Origin of the sequence: Pseudidiomarina gelatinasegens, assembly GCF_004025325.1 — a bacterium.
Taxonomy (GTDB): domain Bacteria; phylum Pseudomonadota; class Gammaproteobacteria; order Enterobacterales; family Alteromonadaceae; genus Pseudidiomarina; species Pseudidiomarina gelatinasegens.
The window spans coordinates 18,014-35,936 of sequence record NZ_RSFE01000011.1 but is presented as its reverse complement, the minus strand read 5'-3'; the positions used below and the strand labels follow the sequence as shown (position 1 = coordinate 35,936).

Sequence of the window (17,923 nt, the reverse complement as noted above, 5' to 3'; positions counted from 1 at the left end):
ATCACTATGGTAGAACTTCACGGTTGGGCCGACTGGTTAGTTTCTAGCCTGCTTATTATCGGCGCCTTGTTTGCACTCATAGGCTCAGTTGGGTTAGCACGGCTGCCAGACTTTATGGCTCGCCTGCACGCACCAACCAAAAGCACAACCTTAGGGGTTGGTGGTGTTATTCTTGGCTCGATTGTTTACTTCTCGGTAACAGCATCATTTTCGTGGCACGAACTGTTAATTACAATTTTTCTGTTTTTAACTGCACCCATCAGTGCCCATTTACTTGCCAAAGCTGGGTTACATTTAGAGCTGCGTCGCGTTGAAAACACGCGTGACTTACGTGCTCAACCCAAACAATACTCGGACAAAGATTAGAATGGTGATGGCCCCGGATCTTGTTTTCGCATGTAATCACTTAACTCTTGATACTGAAGATTGATGCGATTCAGTAATGCTTCAATTTCTGGCGCCATATATCGAGCACTCGCAAAATAGTCGATATACAATGCGCCCGGAATCCTCAGCTGTTCAATGGCTCCCTGTTCAGTCTTCAACTGGCTCAACGTCATTAATCCATTAATATTAATACGTTGAGTCGTTAGCCTATTAACCGAAGCGATATCAAAGTTAGCCATTGAGAGCACGCTGTTCATTGTTGCTGGAGCTACTCGGCTTAGCTTGGCTGACTCGAGTTCAGAGTCAACGGCTTCAGCACGCATGACGAGCTCAACGCTAGTTTCTGCAACAACTAAGTATTCAGGCTGAATTGTTGCACTGATACGCTCAACAATTTCTTGCTGCACGTTCAACCACCTTAAACGAAAATCCAATCCCTCTCGAACCCCTAACAAATAACTCGGCGGTTCAGGCAGTTGATAACTGGCTGCCACAGCAGTTAATGAGTCAGGCCATACGCCATACTTCTCGTAGTAACTGAAAACAGCGCGTTGCCAATGCCACCACATCGCGTGGAGATAATTTGCACGCTCCACACTAAGCGCTTCTTGCGATGGCGCAAGCGGTATCACCGTAGCCGTGATAAGCAGCGCAAAACCGAGCATAAGCGGTAAGAACAAACCCTGTTGCTTAATCATCGCTAATCATTTCTGTTGAATACCCTGCTACACCATGCAAACGCCCAAGTTCATTCAATAAACGGGTATAGTTCACGGCAAAGGAAGATGCGCTACCCGCCTCGTTTAACTCAGGAATGTAAGCCCGGCCTGTTAATAAAAACTCAGTCGCTTCACGCAATTTTACTGCCGCCAAGTTATGCCAAATTTCCGGTAGCTCTGGGGTTAGCGACAAACACCTTTCATAAGCGTTCGTCGCCGCCGAATAGCGATTTAAACGGTAGTTAATATGCCCCAACTTACACCAACTAGCACTGTCCTTTGGTAGGCTCGATACAATGCGTTGCAAATAACCTTCGGCGACATGTAAGTCGCCTTGTTGATAGGATTTCGACGCAATTGCTCGCTGTTGCTCAAGCGTATTAAAGGTAGTTTTTTCGGTGGCGGCGCAGCCCGAACCAATGACCACTGACGGCAGCACGGCGAGTACACATAGCTTAACTATCTTCATAGCAAACTTCCTTGCTCATAAACTCCAAAGCTTCGCCCTGCCACAACTCCAACGGTAAAGGACAACCTGCTTCGCATTCGATAATGGAATCCACATTGACCAGCCGAACAACATTTGCCGGTTGCACATTTCTGATAACTGTTTGAATACGCTGGTGCTTATCCAGACCTATTACATCGATGGCGAAGCGCATCCCCCACGTATGCACAGAACTGCAACGAGGAAACCAAAACGCGCGCTGTGGCGACGCAACTCGCAGGTACAGCATTCCTACTAAACGTTGCGGGAAATATTCCATCACTTTTACATCGCACCAAATGCAACGACCTGTTTTGCCTAAATAGAAACGTCCTTGTTTCATGAAAAACCTCCTTGTGTAAACCCAATAAAAACTGGGCCTAAAATTAACAACATGGTGACTGGGAAAAAGCAAAAGATTAGTGGAAACATCAGTTTCACAGACACTTCTTGAGCGCGTTTTTCTGCTTCCAGCAACTGCTGCTGCCTAAGTTGCGTCGCTTGCTGTTGTAACGTATTCGCTAAACCACCGCCGGTTGCTTGTGCTTGCACAACCGCGCCAACAAATAGTCGAACCCAAGGGTGCGGTAGTCGTATTGATAGACTCTCCAGAGCTTGAGCAAGGCTATATCCGCTTTGCTGTGCGCGCTGAACTCGCACCAGCTCATGGATAGCTGGCGAATCTTTTGGGGCGCTTTGAAATGCATGAATTGATGCGCGAAGTGATAACCCTGAATGCATGAGCATTGCTAAAATATCTAAGGCACTTGGCCACTCCCTTAATGCTCTGCGAATGTGCCACTTACGCCGTTGAATTTGCCTTAGGCCGGCAAGCGCGAAGAACAACGTAACTCCTATTTTCACCCACAGAGTTATCGGCAATAACCACACCAAGAAAATAGTCACTACGGTTACCATTCTACGTAATAGCCAGCGCGCAGCTGACTGCTCTTCGAGAGCGCTCTGAGCAGAGCTTTCTATCATTTCTTGAAACCACTCAGGCATAACTCTTAGCCGCTTGGCAAGCTGTTCTTCTATTCTAGGATTGCTAATCAACGTCTGCGAAAGCTTCAGCCATGCCCATGCCACCCAAGCACTGAAGCTGCCCAACATTATCCATAGCAATAATTCATTGCGCATAAGCGCTACCTAAAACTTTTCGTATTAGATAGTTCCCCACTAGCATAAGTACAAAACAACCGAATAGCAGATAATGGCCTGCAGACGTTTCGACTAATACGCGCGTGTTTTCCGGGTGCAAGAAGTGAAGAATAATAAATAGGCCGACAGGAAGTAACATCATAACCTTACCCTGCATGCGCGCCTGCGCGGACAAGCTTTTCACGCGCTCAATGGCGTAATGCTGCTGACGTAACGACAGCGCCAAACGCTGTAAAACCTGGGCCTGTTGAGCTCCGTGCTGTAACCCGAGCTGAACCGTAAGAAGCATCTGTAATACGCCCTCCGTGGGCACACGATGATAAAAATTTTGTAGCGCTGAAGTTATCCCTTCGCCTGTGCGTGTTAAGCGAGAAATCAATTGCCATTCGAAGCGTAAAGGAATTGGTAGCTGACTGGCAGTTCGCTCTAAAGCCGCATGAAAGCTTAGCCCTGCACTGGTTGCTGTAACCAGCATGTCGAGTGCATCAGGAAGTTGTCGGGTAATAAGATGATGACGACGCGCCAGCATAAAATTTTTCCCAACAACCACAGCGATCGGCAAGCACACTGCGCAAAACACCGCAATATTGACCGAAATAGACATCGCAACAGCGCACAAAATGGGAGTTATCACTAACGCTAAGCGAGCCCAGAATACCCTCGCGGGCATGTAAATAAGGAAATCAGCCAGTGACTGTTCAGTACTAACTTTCAGCCAATTTTGCGCCGGTGCTTGCCACCTCTTAACGCACCATAGCAAGCCATAGACCACAATCATGTTCACCGCAAAAATGAATACAAAGACTACGATCAGGTTTGTCATAACCATTCGGATAGCACTCCGGTCGCTTTGCATTCAGTGTTATTTCTAACAAACATCTGGCTTAGCTGAATAATCTCAGCATCGACACCCGTAACTTCACTGATCTCGGAAATTACACGTTGACCGTTACTGCTCCGATGTATTTGAATCACGATGTCTATTGCCGAGGCTATTTGCTGACGCACAGCCGTGAGCGGTAAATCGAGGCCAGCCATTAACACCATAACTTCTAAACGTTGGAGTGCATCTCGCGCTGTATTGGCATGTAGCGTCGTCAATGAGCCTTCATGACCGGTATTCATCGCTTGCAACATATCGATTGCTTCAACACCGCGGCACTCGCCGATAATTATTCTATCGGGGCGCATCCTTAAGGCATTAATAAGTAGCTCTCTAATACTAATTCGACCATTGCCTTCTGCATTTGCTGGCCGCGCTTCTAGGGCAATTAGGTTTTGGTGGTTGAGCTGCAGCTCTGCTGCGTCTTCAATTGTAACCAGTCGCTGATGTGCAGAAACAGCGCCAGCTAAGGTATTCAGTAATGTGGTTTTGCCGGTACCGGTGCCCCCAGCAATCAAGATGTTTCGCCGTTGCTCAACAGCTTTTCGCAAATACTCGGAGGCCTCTGCCGATAAAACGTTTTGGGATACCAAGTCGTCAAATTTCAGCTGTTTCGTAAGAAATTTACGTACTGTCAGGCAACTTCCATTTAGCGCAATGGGTGAAAGGACGGCATTGATGCGTGACCCATCGGGCATGCGCGCATCAACCATTGGTTGAGAGCTATCTAAACGACGACCTAGTGGCGCAATAATTCGGTCGATAACACGTAATAGATCATCTTCAGATTCAAAAACCACCGGCGATTGATGCAGCTGCCCACAGCGTTCAATAAATATTGTCTGGTAATTGTTGACCATGATCTCGGTAATACTGGAGTCATTCAATAAAGACGTTAATGGGCCAAACCCAATACAATCGTTAATGATTCCATCCTTCGCGGCGTCGAAATCTAACTGTTCTTGTTCAGACAGACCTTGACCATAAGCTTGTAAGATTTGCATCGAATGCGCACGAAGCTCATCTGCGGCCATGAGCTCAATGTTTGATTCGCTGCGTTGCAAAGCTTGGCGTAAATAATTACGCGCATGATTAATATCAATAGCCATCGATAAGTCCTACGCAAGACGCTTGTTCACGAAATTCATGGATTGCACGCTGCGCTGCAATGTGGCGCTGCGATTGCCGCTTGATTTGCTCATTGAGCCTTGGTGTAACCACCACAACGAGCTCGGTTTCTGCATCTCTGAACTCTTTCGATGTAAATAAGCGACCTACGATTGGCACTTGGTGTAGAAATGGAAATACATCTGCTTGATACGATTGTTCGTGACTAATTAAACCCGAAAGCACAATTGATTCACCGCTAGCGGCGGTGATCATTGAACTAACGCGCCGGGTTAGCATGCCGGGAATTCCATTGACACTGGTCGCAGGATCGATAGTGCTTATTTCAGCCTTAATGGATGTCGCAATGCGCTGCTGTCCCAAGTCTTCAGGGGACATCGTTAAGGTAATTCCGTACTCTCGAAAATCAACATCCTGCAAACCTTGTGCAACAACTTGCGGAACGGGGAACTCGCCCCCAACTAAGAACTCGGCCTGCCCACCGCTCGCCGCGGTCAATTTAGGCTCAGCAAGCACTTTTGCACTGCCACTTTGTTCCAATAGGTTTATTGTAGATTGCATCGCAACTGGGAAGCTAAGCCACTGCCCTACATCACGAGTTACCAAGGGGCCATTAATTGCACTTGGCCACGACAACCCCAAGTTTTTTAAATGATGGCGCTTTACTTCGAGTATCTTTACTTCAAGCTCAATCATTTGAGCTAGTGACGCTTCTGGCCTGGTAATTTGTAATAGCCAGTCTGGGTTTCGCTGAGCGTGGTTCAGTAGAAGTTGGTGGTCAGCTTCATTCAGTTCACCGGCGATAATCACTATTCCTTCTGTCACCGTGATAGAAAGACCTGGCATATTCGCCTTTATCCAGTTTAATTGTGTTTGTTCACTTTCATTTTTAAAACCGTTTATCGTAACTTCAATGCGCTCTGTTAGCCCGTTTGATAGCCTCAATAACAGTTCAGTGACACCGGGCTTTAGCGCTTTAATAATTAACGTGTCGGCACCTAATAATTGCACCTGCGCTACGTTGTCATCGCCGATTACAATATCAGTCACTTCATGCATAGTGATTACACGCGTTTTGCCAACTGCGAGTTCGATAGTCGAGTCTTCTGCGGCGGCTGGCCTCGACATGATCAGCAAACCAAGTAGCACGTGTTTAATAAGTCGCATGCTGGGATGCCTCAACAGACTTTAATCGGTGTATTGCAATCGGCTCATTGACCTTTATATCCGCGTAGGGTGAGTCTGGATGCTGCAACCAAACAGCAAAGCTTTGCTGCCTCATGGTTTCAAAGATAATCGCTTGAGAAGGCGTAAGTTCAAACGTTATGGTGCTTGGCAGGTAGTGCGTAGCCGACATGTCGAGCTGACTGCTATGATCAAAATTATCCAATGCGACAACTTCAATATTTACCAGTACCGCTTGTTGCGATTCACTCACCGAGTTGCGCGAAACTAAAGTCACTTTGTCCCCCACTTGAATCAGGCCATTGTGAAGCTGCTGTTTAGATATCATGCTCGTGACTGCGTAGTTGCCCGATTGAATTCTTTTTGAAAAGCCGTAGTCATCGAACGGCAAGAGCGCATCCGCAGTTAATGGCTCGCCCTTCTCAATATATCGCGTGGTTGATAAGCCAATTATCATTGGCGCATCTTCTGGGCGTAACCAGCTATCCTGAACCAAACTCATTGGGTAACTCCTTTTAACGAGGCTTCCTGCGTCTATGATTTCACCGGCGAGTAGATCGTCTCGACTGACCAAAACCGCAAACATGTGCTCTTGCTGTTGTTGAATTTCAATGTTTGTTTTCTCTTCAACGTAACTTTGAATCAGCTGGTAACCCGCAATGGTCATTAATAAACTCACTAGCACAAACGAGCTGATCTTTGCACGCTGACTAACTCTCATTGACTACCTCGGCTATAAAACCAATGGATTTAACGTGAACTGCGTCCATATCCACGCCACATGGAGCGAGGTGGAATGCGCAATTTGCTCAAATAATTCAATTACAGTCACTTCTGCTGAAGTGACAGGTGTTAACCAAATGGCAGCAGCAACAAGCATCATCAACAAGATTTCAATCGCGCTCTGCCCGCATTGAGATTGCAATCGTGTCCGGCGCGGCTGTCGGTTTATCTGCCTGTTGGATAACCAGCACATCCTCTTGCGGTGCACGCAGTTGCACGTGATAACGTCCATGCTCAAGCTCCCTGATAGAAACGATACGCGTGGCCTGACGAAACCTAAATCCGCGGATTAACGTATCCGCCGAGAGCCGATTGCGATAAGTGGAAAGTATAAAACCATCAATCGTGTACACCCCTAAACGCTCACCAAGCCACGCATGATGAGCGCTACTGTCGCGCCTCAACGATTCTTTCAATTCAAAACCTTGCACATAGTGCTTGCTGCCAACCTCGCTCAACAACCAAAGCCGCTTCGGCGTGCGACACCACTTTTGTCGTTCCATCTCCAGCTCCTGCACACACGGCAAACGCGCGTGCAGAACATGTACATCTGCTGCTTCCGATACTTGCCACAATTGGCTTTCACGTGAATGAGTTATGAGCTGCGCGTTTACCGCCAGCCATGCGGCGGCTATTGACATGATGCGTCCAGGCATCTGAGTTCAAACGGGGTAATTTCGGCATCCACCTTACCGAGCACTAGGGATTTATTTCTCAGCTCTTTTGCAATCGGAAGATGACCAATACCATCAAACACTGCATTAAAGCCCATATTTTTCAGGTGATAACTGGCTGTTAGCTGCGCTGGACGTTGCGTAAGCTGAACGGATGATTCGGCTTGCCAACCATGTGAAAGGCGCGCGAGCTTGTATGGAGAGTTTTCCGCGTGCACTTGAATGACGTTATTCATTGGTAAATCAAATTGAACCACTGCATTAAGCGCGTCAGCGACAGGCTTTACACGCTGACTAAATTCGTCGTTCGGTTTGTGCTGCCACTGCAACTGAGGAATTGGCTGAAAAATTTCAGCCCGGAGTTTATTCAAGTGCCCGTGCTGAGCAATCATACTTTCATTCAATTTCCCCAAGGCAAATGACAGAATGACTGACATCACACCAAGCGCCATCACCAACTCAATAATTGCTTGCCCGTGGTGTTTGTTCATGACTGTTGCTCGCGAAGTTGACTGATAATTAGCTTTTCTGGTCGCGTCAGTGATTGCAGCTCAGGTTCCCAAAGTGCGTTAAAGAGATTAGCCCGTTCCTTACGCTTATCGCGCCGGGGGAAAACAGCATGCGGTCGCGAGAACCGTATTCCAGCTTTGGCGACCACATCGTCAAATTGAATAATTACCGACGGCCAGTGCGCGGGTTCAAGCTCTTCGCGGTTGAAATAGCTTGGTGTACTCATTCCACCTAAGCTGTACTGTTCCGTAAGTGCCCACCGTGCCGTTCGCGGATTCTTTCTTGCACTGCCACCAAATCGCTGCGGCTGCAATCTTGTGACTCTTCTATCCGTGTGGGTAACGCCGTTTCCCCACGGGATTTCTTCGCGACCAAACAATATCCGCACATGCAGCGCAACCGTATCCATAGACTGCCATGACCAGCTACCTTGTTGACTCACTACAAGATCGGTTCCGCCGGTTTTTTGTGCTTTGATAAGCCCAACGTTAAACCAGGTGTAGGTGCGATGCTGGGAGAAGGAATCCCGACTATGACGCACCAAATCGGCCAGCAAGTCTTTATCGCGAGCTGCTGACTGCGGCGGGATAAACGTCCACCAGAGCCATGGGAACTGGACTAACCCCGGACTATGTAACAAGGTCCACTTGTGCTCAGGAATGTTCTGTAGCTGCGCCAGCTCCGCCATAGTTTTGGGAATTATCATGGCAAATGAATAGCGCACCATAATTTGAGCGATGCGCAATGACTCAACCAAGGCACGTTGCAGTAAGAGGCCTGCTGATAATAGGGTTTGCAATGGCGTATTGACGTACCGTGTAGCATTCGCAAGGTGGCGCGTCACCACGTTCAAATAAGGAATCCAGCTACTTACCAACGCCAACCGATCAGTAGCTGTGGCCAGATTGCGATACCAGCTGGAAAGTCCGAGCAGTTGTGCTTGAGCGACTTGATTGGCAATCAACGCCCGATTAAGTACCGCAAGTAAATTAAATTCGCGGGCCATAATCGTTGCGGCACTGTGAGCCATGGTGTCCGCTGCGCTTTGCAAATGCCAGCGTTGTTGAAGCTTATGCTGCTGGCTGACAACGCCAAGTAATAACATCAGCAAACCAGCTAATGCGGGCAAGATTAAGACGCTGACGTAACCGTTGTGGTACCTCATATTAATTGCCCGACTCGGTAACTTCATCGTAGTTACCTAAGCTCACATCTTGGCGACCCAATGTATTAGCTCGTCGAGCTGCAGAACGCGCGCTGTTGAGTTGTTCAGATGAGCTTTGACCGGTTATTTCATTGGCTATACCGGCAACTTGACCGCGCACGGTTTTGCCGAGCAAGGAATAAACGCCGATGGCAGCCACCGCAATGAGTGCAACAATAATAATGTACTCGGTCATGCCCTGACCGCGGGTTCGTCCAATTATTTGACAGGTACTGGAATGTAGGTAACGGCGAGCCATCTGAATTTCCTCTTGCTGCTGGGCACTGGAAACTCAGTATAGGAATAACTAAATGGCCGAGATTAAAAGTAGGCTGAGCGCCTACTCAATTTTGAGATACTTATGCAACTGTGCAGACAAACGCCAATTTCTCTCGATACAAACCTTAATCGCAAGCTCAGTGGCGCGTGGACGCTGACTAATCGGTTGTAACGCGATGATGGCCTCAGCTCGAGGCGGACACGCTTTTAGGAGTTTATCAAACTGTTCAATGTGCTTTTGCATGGCAACCGGGTACTTGATCTCGTTCGCGCGTTTCATACAGTCGGGCCGCACAAGATAGCCGCCCGGCATGTCCAATTTAGGCGATACTGTCACCCAAGTAGACGGCGTTACCTGAATTGCGAACGTACCACTGGTTTCAATTTGAAGCTGATAGCCTTTTTGCTCTAACGCCTGCCCAAGCGGAATAAGATTGAACATTGCTGGTTCACCACCAGTAATCACCACATGCTTCGCCGTGTAGCCCTTAGCTTCTATCAACTTAACCATTTCATCGGCAGTCATCGAGGCCCAGTTTGAGCTTGGTTGTTGTTTTTCAACAACCTCAGTTGCCTCAACCTGATCGCTCTCACGTTGCTCCCATGTATGTTGTGTGTCACACCACGGACAACCCACAGGACATCCTTGCAGACGGATAAATATGGCTGGCACGCCAGTGAATACCCCCTCACCTTGAATGGTTTGGAATATTTCGTTAATTGGGTACAGGGTGCTAATAGGATTCTCCAACATCTGCTAAAAGAATTGCGATACAATACACATGCGCATGTTTGTACATTAAGCGCATAATTTTAGCGTAAATTCAGCAAGAATAGGATCTTCTAATGGCAAAAGTTGTCGTTATTTACTCAGGTGGTATGGATTCCTTTACCGTGTTGCATCATGCACTGAAGCAAGGACACGACGTATACGCCTTGAGTTTCAACTATGGGCAACGCCACGTTCGCGAGCTCGACGCAGCGGCCACAGTCTGCAAATCCTTGGGAATTAACCATAAAGTAGTGGATATTACAGCGATTAATACGTTGCTCGCTGGAAGCTCTTTGACTTCCGATATCGACATTCCTGAGGGGCATTACGAAGCTGAATCAATGCAGTCAACTGTGGTACCGAACCGGAATATGATTTTGCTTGCGCTTGCCATCGGGTACGCCGTTAGCATTAAAGCTGAGGCCGTGTATTACGGTGCGCATTCTGGTGACCACGCGATTTACCCTGACTGTCGCCCTGAGTTTGTAGAAAAGATGAATGCCGTTAGCCTAATCGCCAACTATGAACCGATACCTATCGAAGTGCCATTTTTGACCAACTCGAAAGCAGAGATTCTTGCGGCTGGTTTAGCCATGGGCCTCGACTACGCGCAAACGTGGACCTGTTACAATGGCCGAGAAAAAGCATGCGGCAAGTGTGGAGCCTGCGTTGAACGACTTGAAGCATTTGCAGCGAACAATTGCGTTGATCCGCTGCCTTACGCCTCAGCATAGTCTATTACGAGTCAGTTGATTCTGACCCGATTTCCGACGCCATTTCTGCCAATATTGCCTGCGCTGCATGCCAGCGCGGGTGGTTATGTAACACCGATAAGGTCATGCCTGCTGGCTTGGCCAACTGTTGGTAGCAGCGTTCTTGTTGCTTGTTAAGCTGTGCCAAGCGCGGTTCAATTGCTTCGATAACCTCAATGGCTCCAGCTCGATCATTACAGACCAGTACCATGTCACAGCCCGCATCTAATGCAGCGTACGCGCGATCTGTCATAGAACCCGCAACCGTTGCCCCAGCCATACCTAAGTCATCGCTAAAAATAATGCCTTTAAATTGCAATTGTGCACGCAGAATATCCTGCAGCCAGTAGTGTGAGAACCCTGCTGGTTTATCATCAACTGCCGGATAGATAACATGGGCAGGCATCATCGCATCAAGGCTACTTGCTAGCTCGATAAAGGGTGGAAGGTCGGTCTCAAGAATTTCATTCCAGCTGCGTTCATCAATCGGTATTTCAATGTGGGAGTCGGCTCGCACAGAGCCATGCCCTGGAAAATGCTTGCCGGTAGCTTTCATGCCAGCTTGGTGCATGCCTCTGATAAAAGCCCGAGCGACAGGTATGATTTGCTTGGCTTCAGTGGCAAATGCGCGGTTACCGATCACTTCACTAATGCCATTAATATCCAGCACTGGTGCAAAACTGATATCAATGTCCATCGCCAGCACTTCTGTTGCCATCAACCAACCCATCTCTTGAGCCCAGTGCAAGGCCTGCTCGTCGTTTGAGGCTTTTACCAATATATCGGCCATGGCAGGAATTTTGCTAAATCCATCTTTGAATCGTTGTACCCGACCGCCTTCATGATCAACTGCAATTATCAGTGGGTTTCTCGCTGCGGCACGTGTTTGTCGCACGAGTTCCACCAACTGTTCAATATCGTGAAAGTTACGACTAAATAAAATCACCCCACCTACCGCTGGATGCGCAAGCAATTCGCGCTCCTCAGCTGTTAGCTCATGGCCTGTTAAATCAATCATTACTGCGGTCATAGATGAATCTCTTAAAAACGACGTGGCAGGCAGTGTGCCAAATTTGGTGACCCGCGTCACTAGGGAAAGTTTGGCGATTTGCGTAAAAATCTGTCATCTTAATAACGTACATATTACCTGTAGAGAGATTGATAGAATGAAAACAAATCAAAAGTTTGTACTGTCGAGTCTAGCGAGCTGCTTTATTCTTGCGGGATGCGGAAGTGATAGTGGCGAAGAGTTTACACCTATCGTGGATCAGTGCAGCAACGCTGGCCAAGTAAGTCGGTTTTACGATTACATGCAAGACGACTACCTGTGGAATGAAGATTTGCCGACCAATATTAATCTGGCGAATTATTCCAATGTGTATGACTTACTTGAAGATTTGGTCATTCCTGAAGATCGCTACAGTTTCATCTTAACCGAAGAAGAATACCAAAGCCGCTTTGTGGATGCAGAGTATGCCGGACTTGGGTTTAGCTCTCGAATCACCACCGATAACCGTGTTTTTATTAATTACGTTTACGCCGAATCGCCAGCCGCAGTGGCGGGTATGAAACGCTCTGATGAAATCACGCACATTAACGGTGTGTCGGTACAAACTTTGCTTGAGCAAAACCGCTACGAAGAGGAGCTTGGCGCCAGCGACGTTGGCGTAAGCGTTGAAATTACCTGGCGGGAACAAGCCGGAACCAGTTTTACTGATGTCTTAACGAAGGACATTGTCGAAACCAATACCGTTTTGGCTGTTGATCGCTTTGCAGTTGACGGAAAAGATGTCGGGTACTACGTACTCAATAGCTTTATTAATCGTACCGGTGAAGACCTCAATTCGGCTTACGACCAATTTGCAGGCGTCGATGAGCTGATTATCGATGTTCGCTATAACGGGGGTGGCTTAACGCGATTCGCCAACCAAGCGGCGACACAAAGCGCAGGTGATAACGTCATCGGCGAAGTGTTCACCAAGTATCTGTTTAATGCCAATAATTCTGACTCAAACTTTATTGAGCAATTCCAACTGTATGAAGGCATCAAGCAGTTAAACCTGAACCGTGTTTATGTATTAACAACACGGGCCAGCTGTTCCTCGTCGGAACTGATCATTAATGCACTTGACCCATACGTTGAGGTTGTTGTTGTTGGCGGGCCAACGTGTGGCAAACCGGTTGGTCAAATTCCTGAACCGCTCTGTGACAAACGCGCTTTTGTCGTCAACTTTGAAACCGTTAATGCGCTTGATGAAGGGCGTTACTTTGACGGGTTAGCACCTAACTGTGCCGCCAGTGACGTACTTGTAGGTGACTGGGGCTCTGCCGATGATCCGATGTTGCAGGCTGCTGCTTATCACATGACATTTGGCCAATGCGAACCGGCCAGCACGAAGGGCGCAGACACTGTACAACGCAGTCAGTCGGCCACAACGAATGCTGTTCGCTTAGAATCACGGCCACTTACATTGCCAGAGTTATGGCGTCAGGAACATTAAAGGCGGCGCGGCAACATAGCCACACCTTTTGGATTACATAACCAATCAACGCTAACCTTGTACGCAGTGGCAAGGTTAGCGTCTGTTAATACTTGGTTGGGCGTGCCATGTGCCAACAGCGCACCATGGTGCAAAAGAAGAATTTGATCGCAATATTGCGCTGCCAAAGCCAGATCATGCAGCGCAACAAACACCAGTTTCCCTTGCTGACTGCTTGTTTTAAGCCAGTCCATAGTAAGTAACTGATAATTGAGATCCAAGCTGGCTGTTGGCTCGTCAGCAATTAACAACGGCCGGTTCATGGCATGTGTACACGCCAATGTCACGCGTCGCTGTTCACCACCTGATAGCTCAGTCACCGCACGCTCTAAAAGAGGTTCAAGCTCGAACTGCTCAATACTTAACTGACGCCACTGAGCTAACTCTTTGGCGCCAGCACGAAGATTAATTTGCGCGGTTCGCAATAAGTCGGCAACCGTTGCAGGCTCCTGAAATTGAGTTTGCTGAGGAATAAAAGCAAGGTATTGGCGGCGCTCGATTGCCGACCAGCGCGTCATATCCTGATCGGCCCACGTTGCCGCTCCTGATACATCGTTAAGTAACCCAGCCATAATTTTAAGCAGGGTCGATTTACCTGCCCCATTCGCACCAATCACACCAATCAGTTGCCCTGCTTCTGCGGTAAAGCTTAATGGCTTAAGGCGCTCCGAGTGTGCAATATTGTCCAATTTAAGCATCGCGACTTTCCTGCTTTGTCAGCAGTACCAGAAGCCACGGAGCACCTAATAAAGCAATAACCACACCAAGCTGTAACTCAACTCGGGTATCCATAGATTTTACCAAAGCGTCTACAGCAACCAATAAAACACCGCCAACAATACCGCTGAAGATGACAAGAGGTAACGGGCGGTTAACACCCAGTAGCCGAACCACATGGGGGGCGACTAATCCAATAAAGCCAATAATTCCGGCGGTTACTACCGAAGCTGATACCAGTAACGCGACCGCTAACAATAACAGGAACTTACTTCGCCCTTCGTGAAAGCCTAATGTCCGAACGGTTACTTCATCGAAAACTTGTGCCTGCAGATAACGGCGCTGACTCACCAATAACGCAACTGCTAACACCACAGCCGGAATCATCAACCACACATAAGCCCATCCTCGGTTTGCCACCGACCCCATTAACCACAACGCCCACTCTTGAAAAGCAAACGGGTTGGGCGCCAAATTCAGCACCACAGCAATCAATGCGCCGGCAATTGCAGCAAGTGCCACCCCAACCAAAATAATGCGTATGCCACGTGGCTGAGAACCCGCAAAAAGCCATAAAAGGGCAAGCGTTATAAGCCCTCCTGCCATACCAATAAACGGCAACCACCACACCACTGGGCTTACTGCCCCCCAGTAAAGAGTTATCACAGTCGCCACAGCCGCTCCTCCGGCGATACCCGTGATTCCTGGCTCTGCCAAAGGGTTGCGTAACAGCAATTGCAAAACGCTGCCGGCAACACCTAAAGCAACTCCATTTAACAGGGCCAGCATAAGACGGGGCGCGCGGATTTGTTCAAGAATGTAGTGATCAAGTGTACTTTGCGGAATCAGCGACCAGCTTTGACCGCCGCTACCAAGGTGCCAAACCCCAATCATCAGCGCCAAAGTGGCGATAATTAACAGCCGTACGGTCATTGTTGCGTCACCTTATTGAGATAGTCATCGGCGCGCTGGGCCGGGCATCCACTCAATTCTGTCGGTATCTGCACCACCTGCCGCTGCTGCAACCATGGCTGTAGAGCATTATGCCAAAGCCAGTCGTTTGCGCGCGCATAGTCACTTGCAAAGCCATCCAAAACGACACGTTGAGGTTGCATCTGAATAAGTTGCTCTAAGCGTATTTGAACCAGCGCAACATCTTCATCAGCAACGTCTACGGAAACGCCATGGTGACGCAACATATCAACAATAAAACTGCTCCCGCCCCAGCTATATTGGTTCGGCATAATAATTAATAGGTCTTGCTGAAAATTTTTCCCCACCGACATGCGCTGTTCTTGTTTGGCTGCCCACCGTGAAAGCTCATCTTCCAATTGCAGAGCTTCACCGACGGCCGTCAAACTCCGCTGCCACTGTGACCACGAATTCGGTTCATCCACCAGCACAATCTGAGTTGCCTCATCGAGCGCTGCAACTAAGCGCGCATTGGTGTAGGTACCATAAAGAACGGCATCCGGTTGAGCCGCTAAAATACGTTCCAGCCGATTGCCATGGGTGGTGCTGGGCACAAACTCCCAAGCTGCTGGCAGCCACTGCAGAACCCACGCATCGAAACAAGGGTTTAACGATACGAGGCGCTGTGCAGATGCGTTGGCACTCATCATGCAGGTCATCATAATCAGGCCAAGTGTTCGCAACACTGTCAAATAGCCTCTAAAGCATCTTGTAAACTTTTAACACCGATAACTTGCATACCTTCTATCGCTTCTTTCGGCTTATTACCAAACGGCACGATGGCTCGCGTAAAACCATGTTTGGCAGCCTCATGCAGGCGTGCTTGTCCATTTGGCACAGGTCTAATTTCGCCCGACAGCCCAACTTCGCCAAATACAATTAAGTTTTTCGGTAACTCGTTCTCACGGAAGCTTGAGACAATGGCCAACAGCAAGGCTAAGTCAGCCCCAGTTTCGGTAACCCGAACGCCACCAACCACATTCACGAATACGTCTTGGTCGGACATATGTAAACCACCATGGCGGTGAAGTACTGCGAGCAACATAGCCAATCGGGTGGTTTCCATACCCACTGCAACTCGCCGCGGGTTCGCCAACTGACTCGCATCAACCAATGCTTGTAATTCCACCAATAACGGACGTGTGCCTTCCCAAATAACCATGACCACCGAGCCACTGCCATGTTGCTCACCGCGCTGCAAAAATATTGCTGATGGATTAGTGACTTCCTTCAACCCTTGACCGGTCATTGCGAATACACCCAATTCATTGGCAGGACCAAAACGGTTTTTATGGCCGCGCAGCGTACGAAACCGTGAGTCAGTGTCGCCCTCAAGAAGAATTGAGCAGTCAATGCAATGTTCCAGTACCTTAGGGCCCGCGAGTGAACCGTCTTTGGTTACATGACCAACCATAACAATCGCTACCCCATTTTGTTTCGCGTAGCGAGTTAAATAGGCCGCACACTCTCGAACCTGTGAAACACTGCCTGGCGCTGATTGAATATCTGCTAAATGCATCACCTGAATGGAGTCAATCACCATTACCCGTGGCTTTTCTTTATCAGCTAAATCGCAGATGGTTTCAACGGACGTTTCAGCCAGCATTCGCAGCTTATTCGTTGGTAAATTTAGGCGCTGAGCGCGCAACGCTACCTGCTGCAAGGATTCTTCACCCGTTACATAGAGCACCGCCATGTTTTCAGCTAAACGACACATTGTTTGCAACAATAAAGTACTCTTACCAGCCCCAGGCGATCCACCTATCAGGATAGCCGAGCCCGGCACAATGCCGCCGCCCAACACGCGATCAAACTCTGCAAAACTGCTACTAAACCGCGGTAGCTCTTCGAGGTTAACATCGCTAAGTGTCTGCACCGTTGCACGCGTAGAGCCAGCATAGCCGCGCCGTTCGGCGCCGGTCGGTTTAGCACTCGCCAGGCGCAACTCTGTGATTGTGTTCCACGCCTTGCACTCAGGGCATTGCCCTAGCCAGCGCGCAAAGTCTGCTCCGCAATCGTTGCATACAAACGTTGTTTTTGTTTTTGCCATAGCGAATTTTCCCTGAGCTACAAAGCCTGTGATTGGGTGTTTATTGTTTGTTGTTCGAAATAACGCACGATGGCCATTAAATCCGGCTCGTCAATGACCAAGTCTGCAACCTCCCGCAAAGCCGGTTTTGCACAAAATGCAACGCCAAAACCGGCGGCGGTCAGCATAGGAATGTCGTTCGCACCATCGCCAACAGCCAACGTTTGAGAGATCGGTACATCAATTGCACGAGCCCATTGCACAAGGCATTCGGCTTTTGTTTGAGCATCAATAATAGGCTCTTCAACCTCACCGGTTAGCACGTCATTGTCCCAAACCAAGCGATTAGCAAGGCAAAAATCAAGCTTGAGCGTTTGGCTTACCGATGCAGCAAACCACGTGAACCCACCTGAAACCAATGCTGTTTTCCAGCCTTTTTGATGCAACCAGTGCAGCAATTCTTGCGCCCCTGGTGTGAATGGAATGGGGTCAAACAGTTGCTCCAGCTGAGCGCGTCGCACGCCGCACAATGCCGCCACGCGTGCCTTCAAACTTTCTGCGAAGTCCAGTTCGCCGCGCATAGCACGTTCCGTAATAAGGCTAACTTCGTTCTTGCACCCCGCTATCGCGGCAATTTCATCAATGCACTCAATGGTTATTAGCGTTGAATCCATGTCAAAAATGGCAAGTCCCGGTTTAGAAAAATCAAGCATCAAGCTTTAGCCTCTGGCGTTAATTTTG

Annotated in this window: 22 protein-coding genes; 3 read left to right on the top strand and 19 right to left on the bottom strand. The window is 48.5% G+C overall.

Features of this window, described 5'->3' with window-relative positions:
* The first annotated feature begins 6 nt into the window (after window positions 1-6).
* A complete protein-coding gene (locus tag EGC76_RS11220) occupies window positions 7-366 on the top strand; it encodes a Na+/H+ antiporter subunit G (RefSeq protein WP_128353099.1) in 360 nt (119 codons plus the stop codon).
* On the opposite strand, the gene EGC76_RS11215 is transcribed toward EGC76_RS11220, so the two are convergent.
* The 13 genes from EGC76_RS11215 to queE all read right to left on the bottom strand — a co-directional run bounded on the left by EGC76_RS11215 (window position 363) and on the right by queE (window position 10,154).
* Window positions 363-1,085 (bottom strand): hypothetical protein, encoded by a 723-nt coding sequence (locus EGC76_RS11215; protein ID WP_128353098.1) that lies wholly within the window; start codon window positions 1,083-1,085, stop codon window positions 363-365. The two genes, EGC76_RS11220 and EGC76_RS11215, sit on opposite strands and share 4 nt — an antisense overlap.
* Entirely contained in the window at window positions 1,078-1,575 is a 498-nt protein-coding gene (locus EGC76_RS11210; RefSeq protein ID WP_128353097.1) for a tetratricopeptide repeat protein, read from the bottom strand. The genes EGC76_RS11215 and EGC76_RS11210 overlap by 8 nt, the downstream gene beginning before the upstream one ends.
* Window positions 1,562-1,936 (bottom strand): DUF192 domain-containing protein, encoded by a 375-nt coding sequence (locus EGC76_RS11205; protein WP_128353096.1) that lies wholly within the window; start codon window positions 1,934-1,936, stop codon window positions 1,562-1,564. The genes EGC76_RS11210 and EGC76_RS11205 overlap by 14 nt, the downstream gene beginning before the upstream one ends.
* Window positions 1,933-2,733 (bottom strand): type II secretion system F family protein, encoded by an 801-nt coding sequence (locus tag EGC76_RS11200; protein ID WP_128353095.1) that lies wholly within the window; start codon window positions 2,731-2,733, stop codon window positions 1,933-1,935. Before EGC76_RS11200 ends, EGC76_RS11205 begins: the two co-directional genes overlap by 4 nt.
* Window positions 2,723-3,577, bottom strand: coding sequence for a type II secretion system F family protein (locus EGC76_RS11195; protein WP_164876838.1), 855 nt, complete (start codon window positions 3,575-3,577; stop codon window positions 2,723-2,725). Before EGC76_RS11195 ends, EGC76_RS11200 begins: the two co-directional genes overlap by 11 nt.
* On the bottom strand, window positions 3,574-4,746 hold the full coding sequence (locus EGC76_RS11190; RefSeq protein ID WP_246013971.1) for a TadA family conjugal transfer-associated ATPase: 1,173 nt from the start codon (window positions 4,744-4,746) through the stop codon (window positions 3,574-3,576). The genes EGC76_RS11195 and EGC76_RS11190 overlap by 4 nt, the downstream gene beginning before the upstream one ends.
* Complete coding sequence (locus EGC76_RS11185; RefSeq protein WP_128353093.1) at window positions 4,736-5,932, bottom strand: type II and III secretion system protein family protein; 1,197 nt, start codon at window positions 5,930-5,932, stop codon at window positions 4,736-4,738. The genes EGC76_RS11190 and EGC76_RS11185 overlap by 11 nt, the downstream gene beginning before the upstream one ends.
* Entirely contained in the window at window positions 5,919-6,617 is a 699-nt protein-coding gene (locus EGC76_RS11180; protein ID WP_164876837.1) for an RcpC/CpaB family pilus assembly protein, read from the bottom strand. The genes EGC76_RS11185 and EGC76_RS11180 overlap by 14 nt, the downstream gene beginning before the upstream one ends.
* Before the next feature lie 226 nt (window positions 6,618-6,843).
* Window positions 6,844-7,374 carry a hypothetical protein gene (locus EGC76_RS11175; RefSeq protein ID WP_128353091.1) on the bottom strand — a complete coding sequence of 177 codons (531 nt, stop codon included), beginning with the start codon at window positions 7,372-7,374 and terminating at the stop codon, window positions 6,844-6,846.
* Window positions 7,365-7,898, bottom strand: a complete 534-nt coding sequence (locus tag EGC76_RS11170; RefSeq protein ID WP_128353090.1) for a hypothetical protein — start codon at window positions 7,896-7,898, stop codon at window positions 7,365-7,367. The genes EGC76_RS11175 and EGC76_RS11170 overlap by 10 nt, the downstream gene beginning before the upstream one ends.
* Entirely contained in the window at window positions 7,895-9,109 is a 1,215-nt protein-coding gene (locus EGC76_RS11165) for a hypothetical protein (RefSeq protein WP_128353089.1), read from the bottom strand. Before EGC76_RS11165 ends, EGC76_RS11170 begins: the two co-directional genes overlap by 4 nt.
* Window positions 9,084-9,317 (bottom strand): Flp family type IVb pilin, encoded by a 234-nt coding sequence (locus tag EGC76_RS11160; protein WP_339879842.1) that lies wholly within the window; start codon window positions 9,315-9,317, stop codon window positions 9,084-9,086. Before EGC76_RS11160 ends, EGC76_RS11165 begins: the two co-directional genes overlap by 26 nt.
* A gap of 144 nt (window positions 9,318-9,461) precedes the next feature.
* On the bottom strand, window positions 9,462-10,154 hold the full coding sequence (gene queE, locus EGC76_RS11155) for a 7-carboxy-7-deazaguanine synthase QueE (protein ID WP_128353087.1): 693 nt from the start codon (window positions 10,152-10,154) through the stop codon (window positions 9,462-9,464).
* A 92-nt stretch (window positions 10,155-10,246) separates the two neighbouring features.
* Here queE and queC point away from each other — a divergent pair, with 92 nt between their 5' ends.
* Window positions 10,247-10,906 (top strand): 7-cyano-7-deazaguanine synthase QueC, encoded by a 660-nt coding sequence (gene queC, locus EGC76_RS11150; protein ID WP_128353086.1) that lies wholly within the window; start codon window positions 10,247-10,249, stop codon window positions 10,904-10,906.
* Window positions 10,907-10,910: 4 nt separating this feature from the next.
* On the opposite strand, the gene nagZ is transcribed toward queC, so the two are convergent.
* Window positions 10,911-11,954, bottom strand: a complete 1,044-nt coding sequence (nagZ, locus tag EGC76_RS11145) for a beta-N-acetylhexosaminidase (protein ID WP_128353085.1) — start codon at window positions 11,952-11,954, stop codon at window positions 10,911-10,913.
* Window positions 11,955-12,090: 136 nt separating this feature from the next.
* On the opposite strand from nagZ, the gene EGC76_RS11140 reads away from it, so the two are divergent.
* Window positions 12,091-13,425: a S41 family peptidase gene (locus EGC76_RS11140; protein ID WP_128353084.1), complete on the top strand. Its 1,335-nt coding sequence runs from the start codon at window positions 12,091-12,093 to the stop codon at window positions 13,423-13,425.
* Here EGC76_RS11140 and EGC76_RS11135 read toward each other — a convergent pair.
* The 5 genes from EGC76_RS11135 to serB are packed head-to-tail and all read right to left on the bottom strand — an operon-like array spanning window position 13,422 to window position 17,895.
* Window positions 13,422-14,162, bottom strand: a complete 741-nt coding sequence (locus tag EGC76_RS11135) for an ABC transporter ATP-binding protein (RefSeq protein ID WP_128353083.1) — start codon at window positions 14,160-14,162, stop codon at window positions 13,422-13,424. The two genes, EGC76_RS11140 and EGC76_RS11135, sit on opposite strands and share 4 nt — an antisense overlap.
* Window positions 14,155-15,114 (bottom strand): FecCD family ABC transporter permease, encoded by a 960-nt coding sequence (locus EGC76_RS11130; protein ID WP_128353082.1) that lies wholly within the window; start codon window positions 15,112-15,114, stop codon window positions 14,155-14,157. The genes EGC76_RS11135 and EGC76_RS11130 overlap by 8 nt, the downstream gene beginning before the upstream one ends.
* Entirely contained in the window at window positions 15,111-15,839 is a 729-nt protein-coding gene (locus tag EGC76_RS11125) for an ABC transporter substrate-binding protein (protein ID WP_128353081.1), read from the bottom strand. Before EGC76_RS11125 ends, EGC76_RS11130 begins: the two co-directional genes overlap by 4 nt.
* Window positions 15,840-15,841: 2 nt before the next feature.
* Window positions 15,842-17,203, bottom strand: coding sequence for a DNA repair protein RadA (radA, locus tag EGC76_RS11120; RefSeq protein WP_128353080.1), 1,362 nt, complete (start codon window positions 17,201-17,203; stop codon window positions 15,842-15,844).
* Window positions 17,204-17,220: 17 nt separating this feature from the next.
* A complete protein-coding gene (gene serB / locus EGC76_RS11115; RefSeq protein WP_128353079.1) occupies window positions 17,221-17,895 on the bottom strand; it encodes a phosphoserine phosphatase SerB in 675 nt (224 codons plus the stop codon).
* Window positions 17,896-17,923 lie beyond the last annotated feature (28 nt).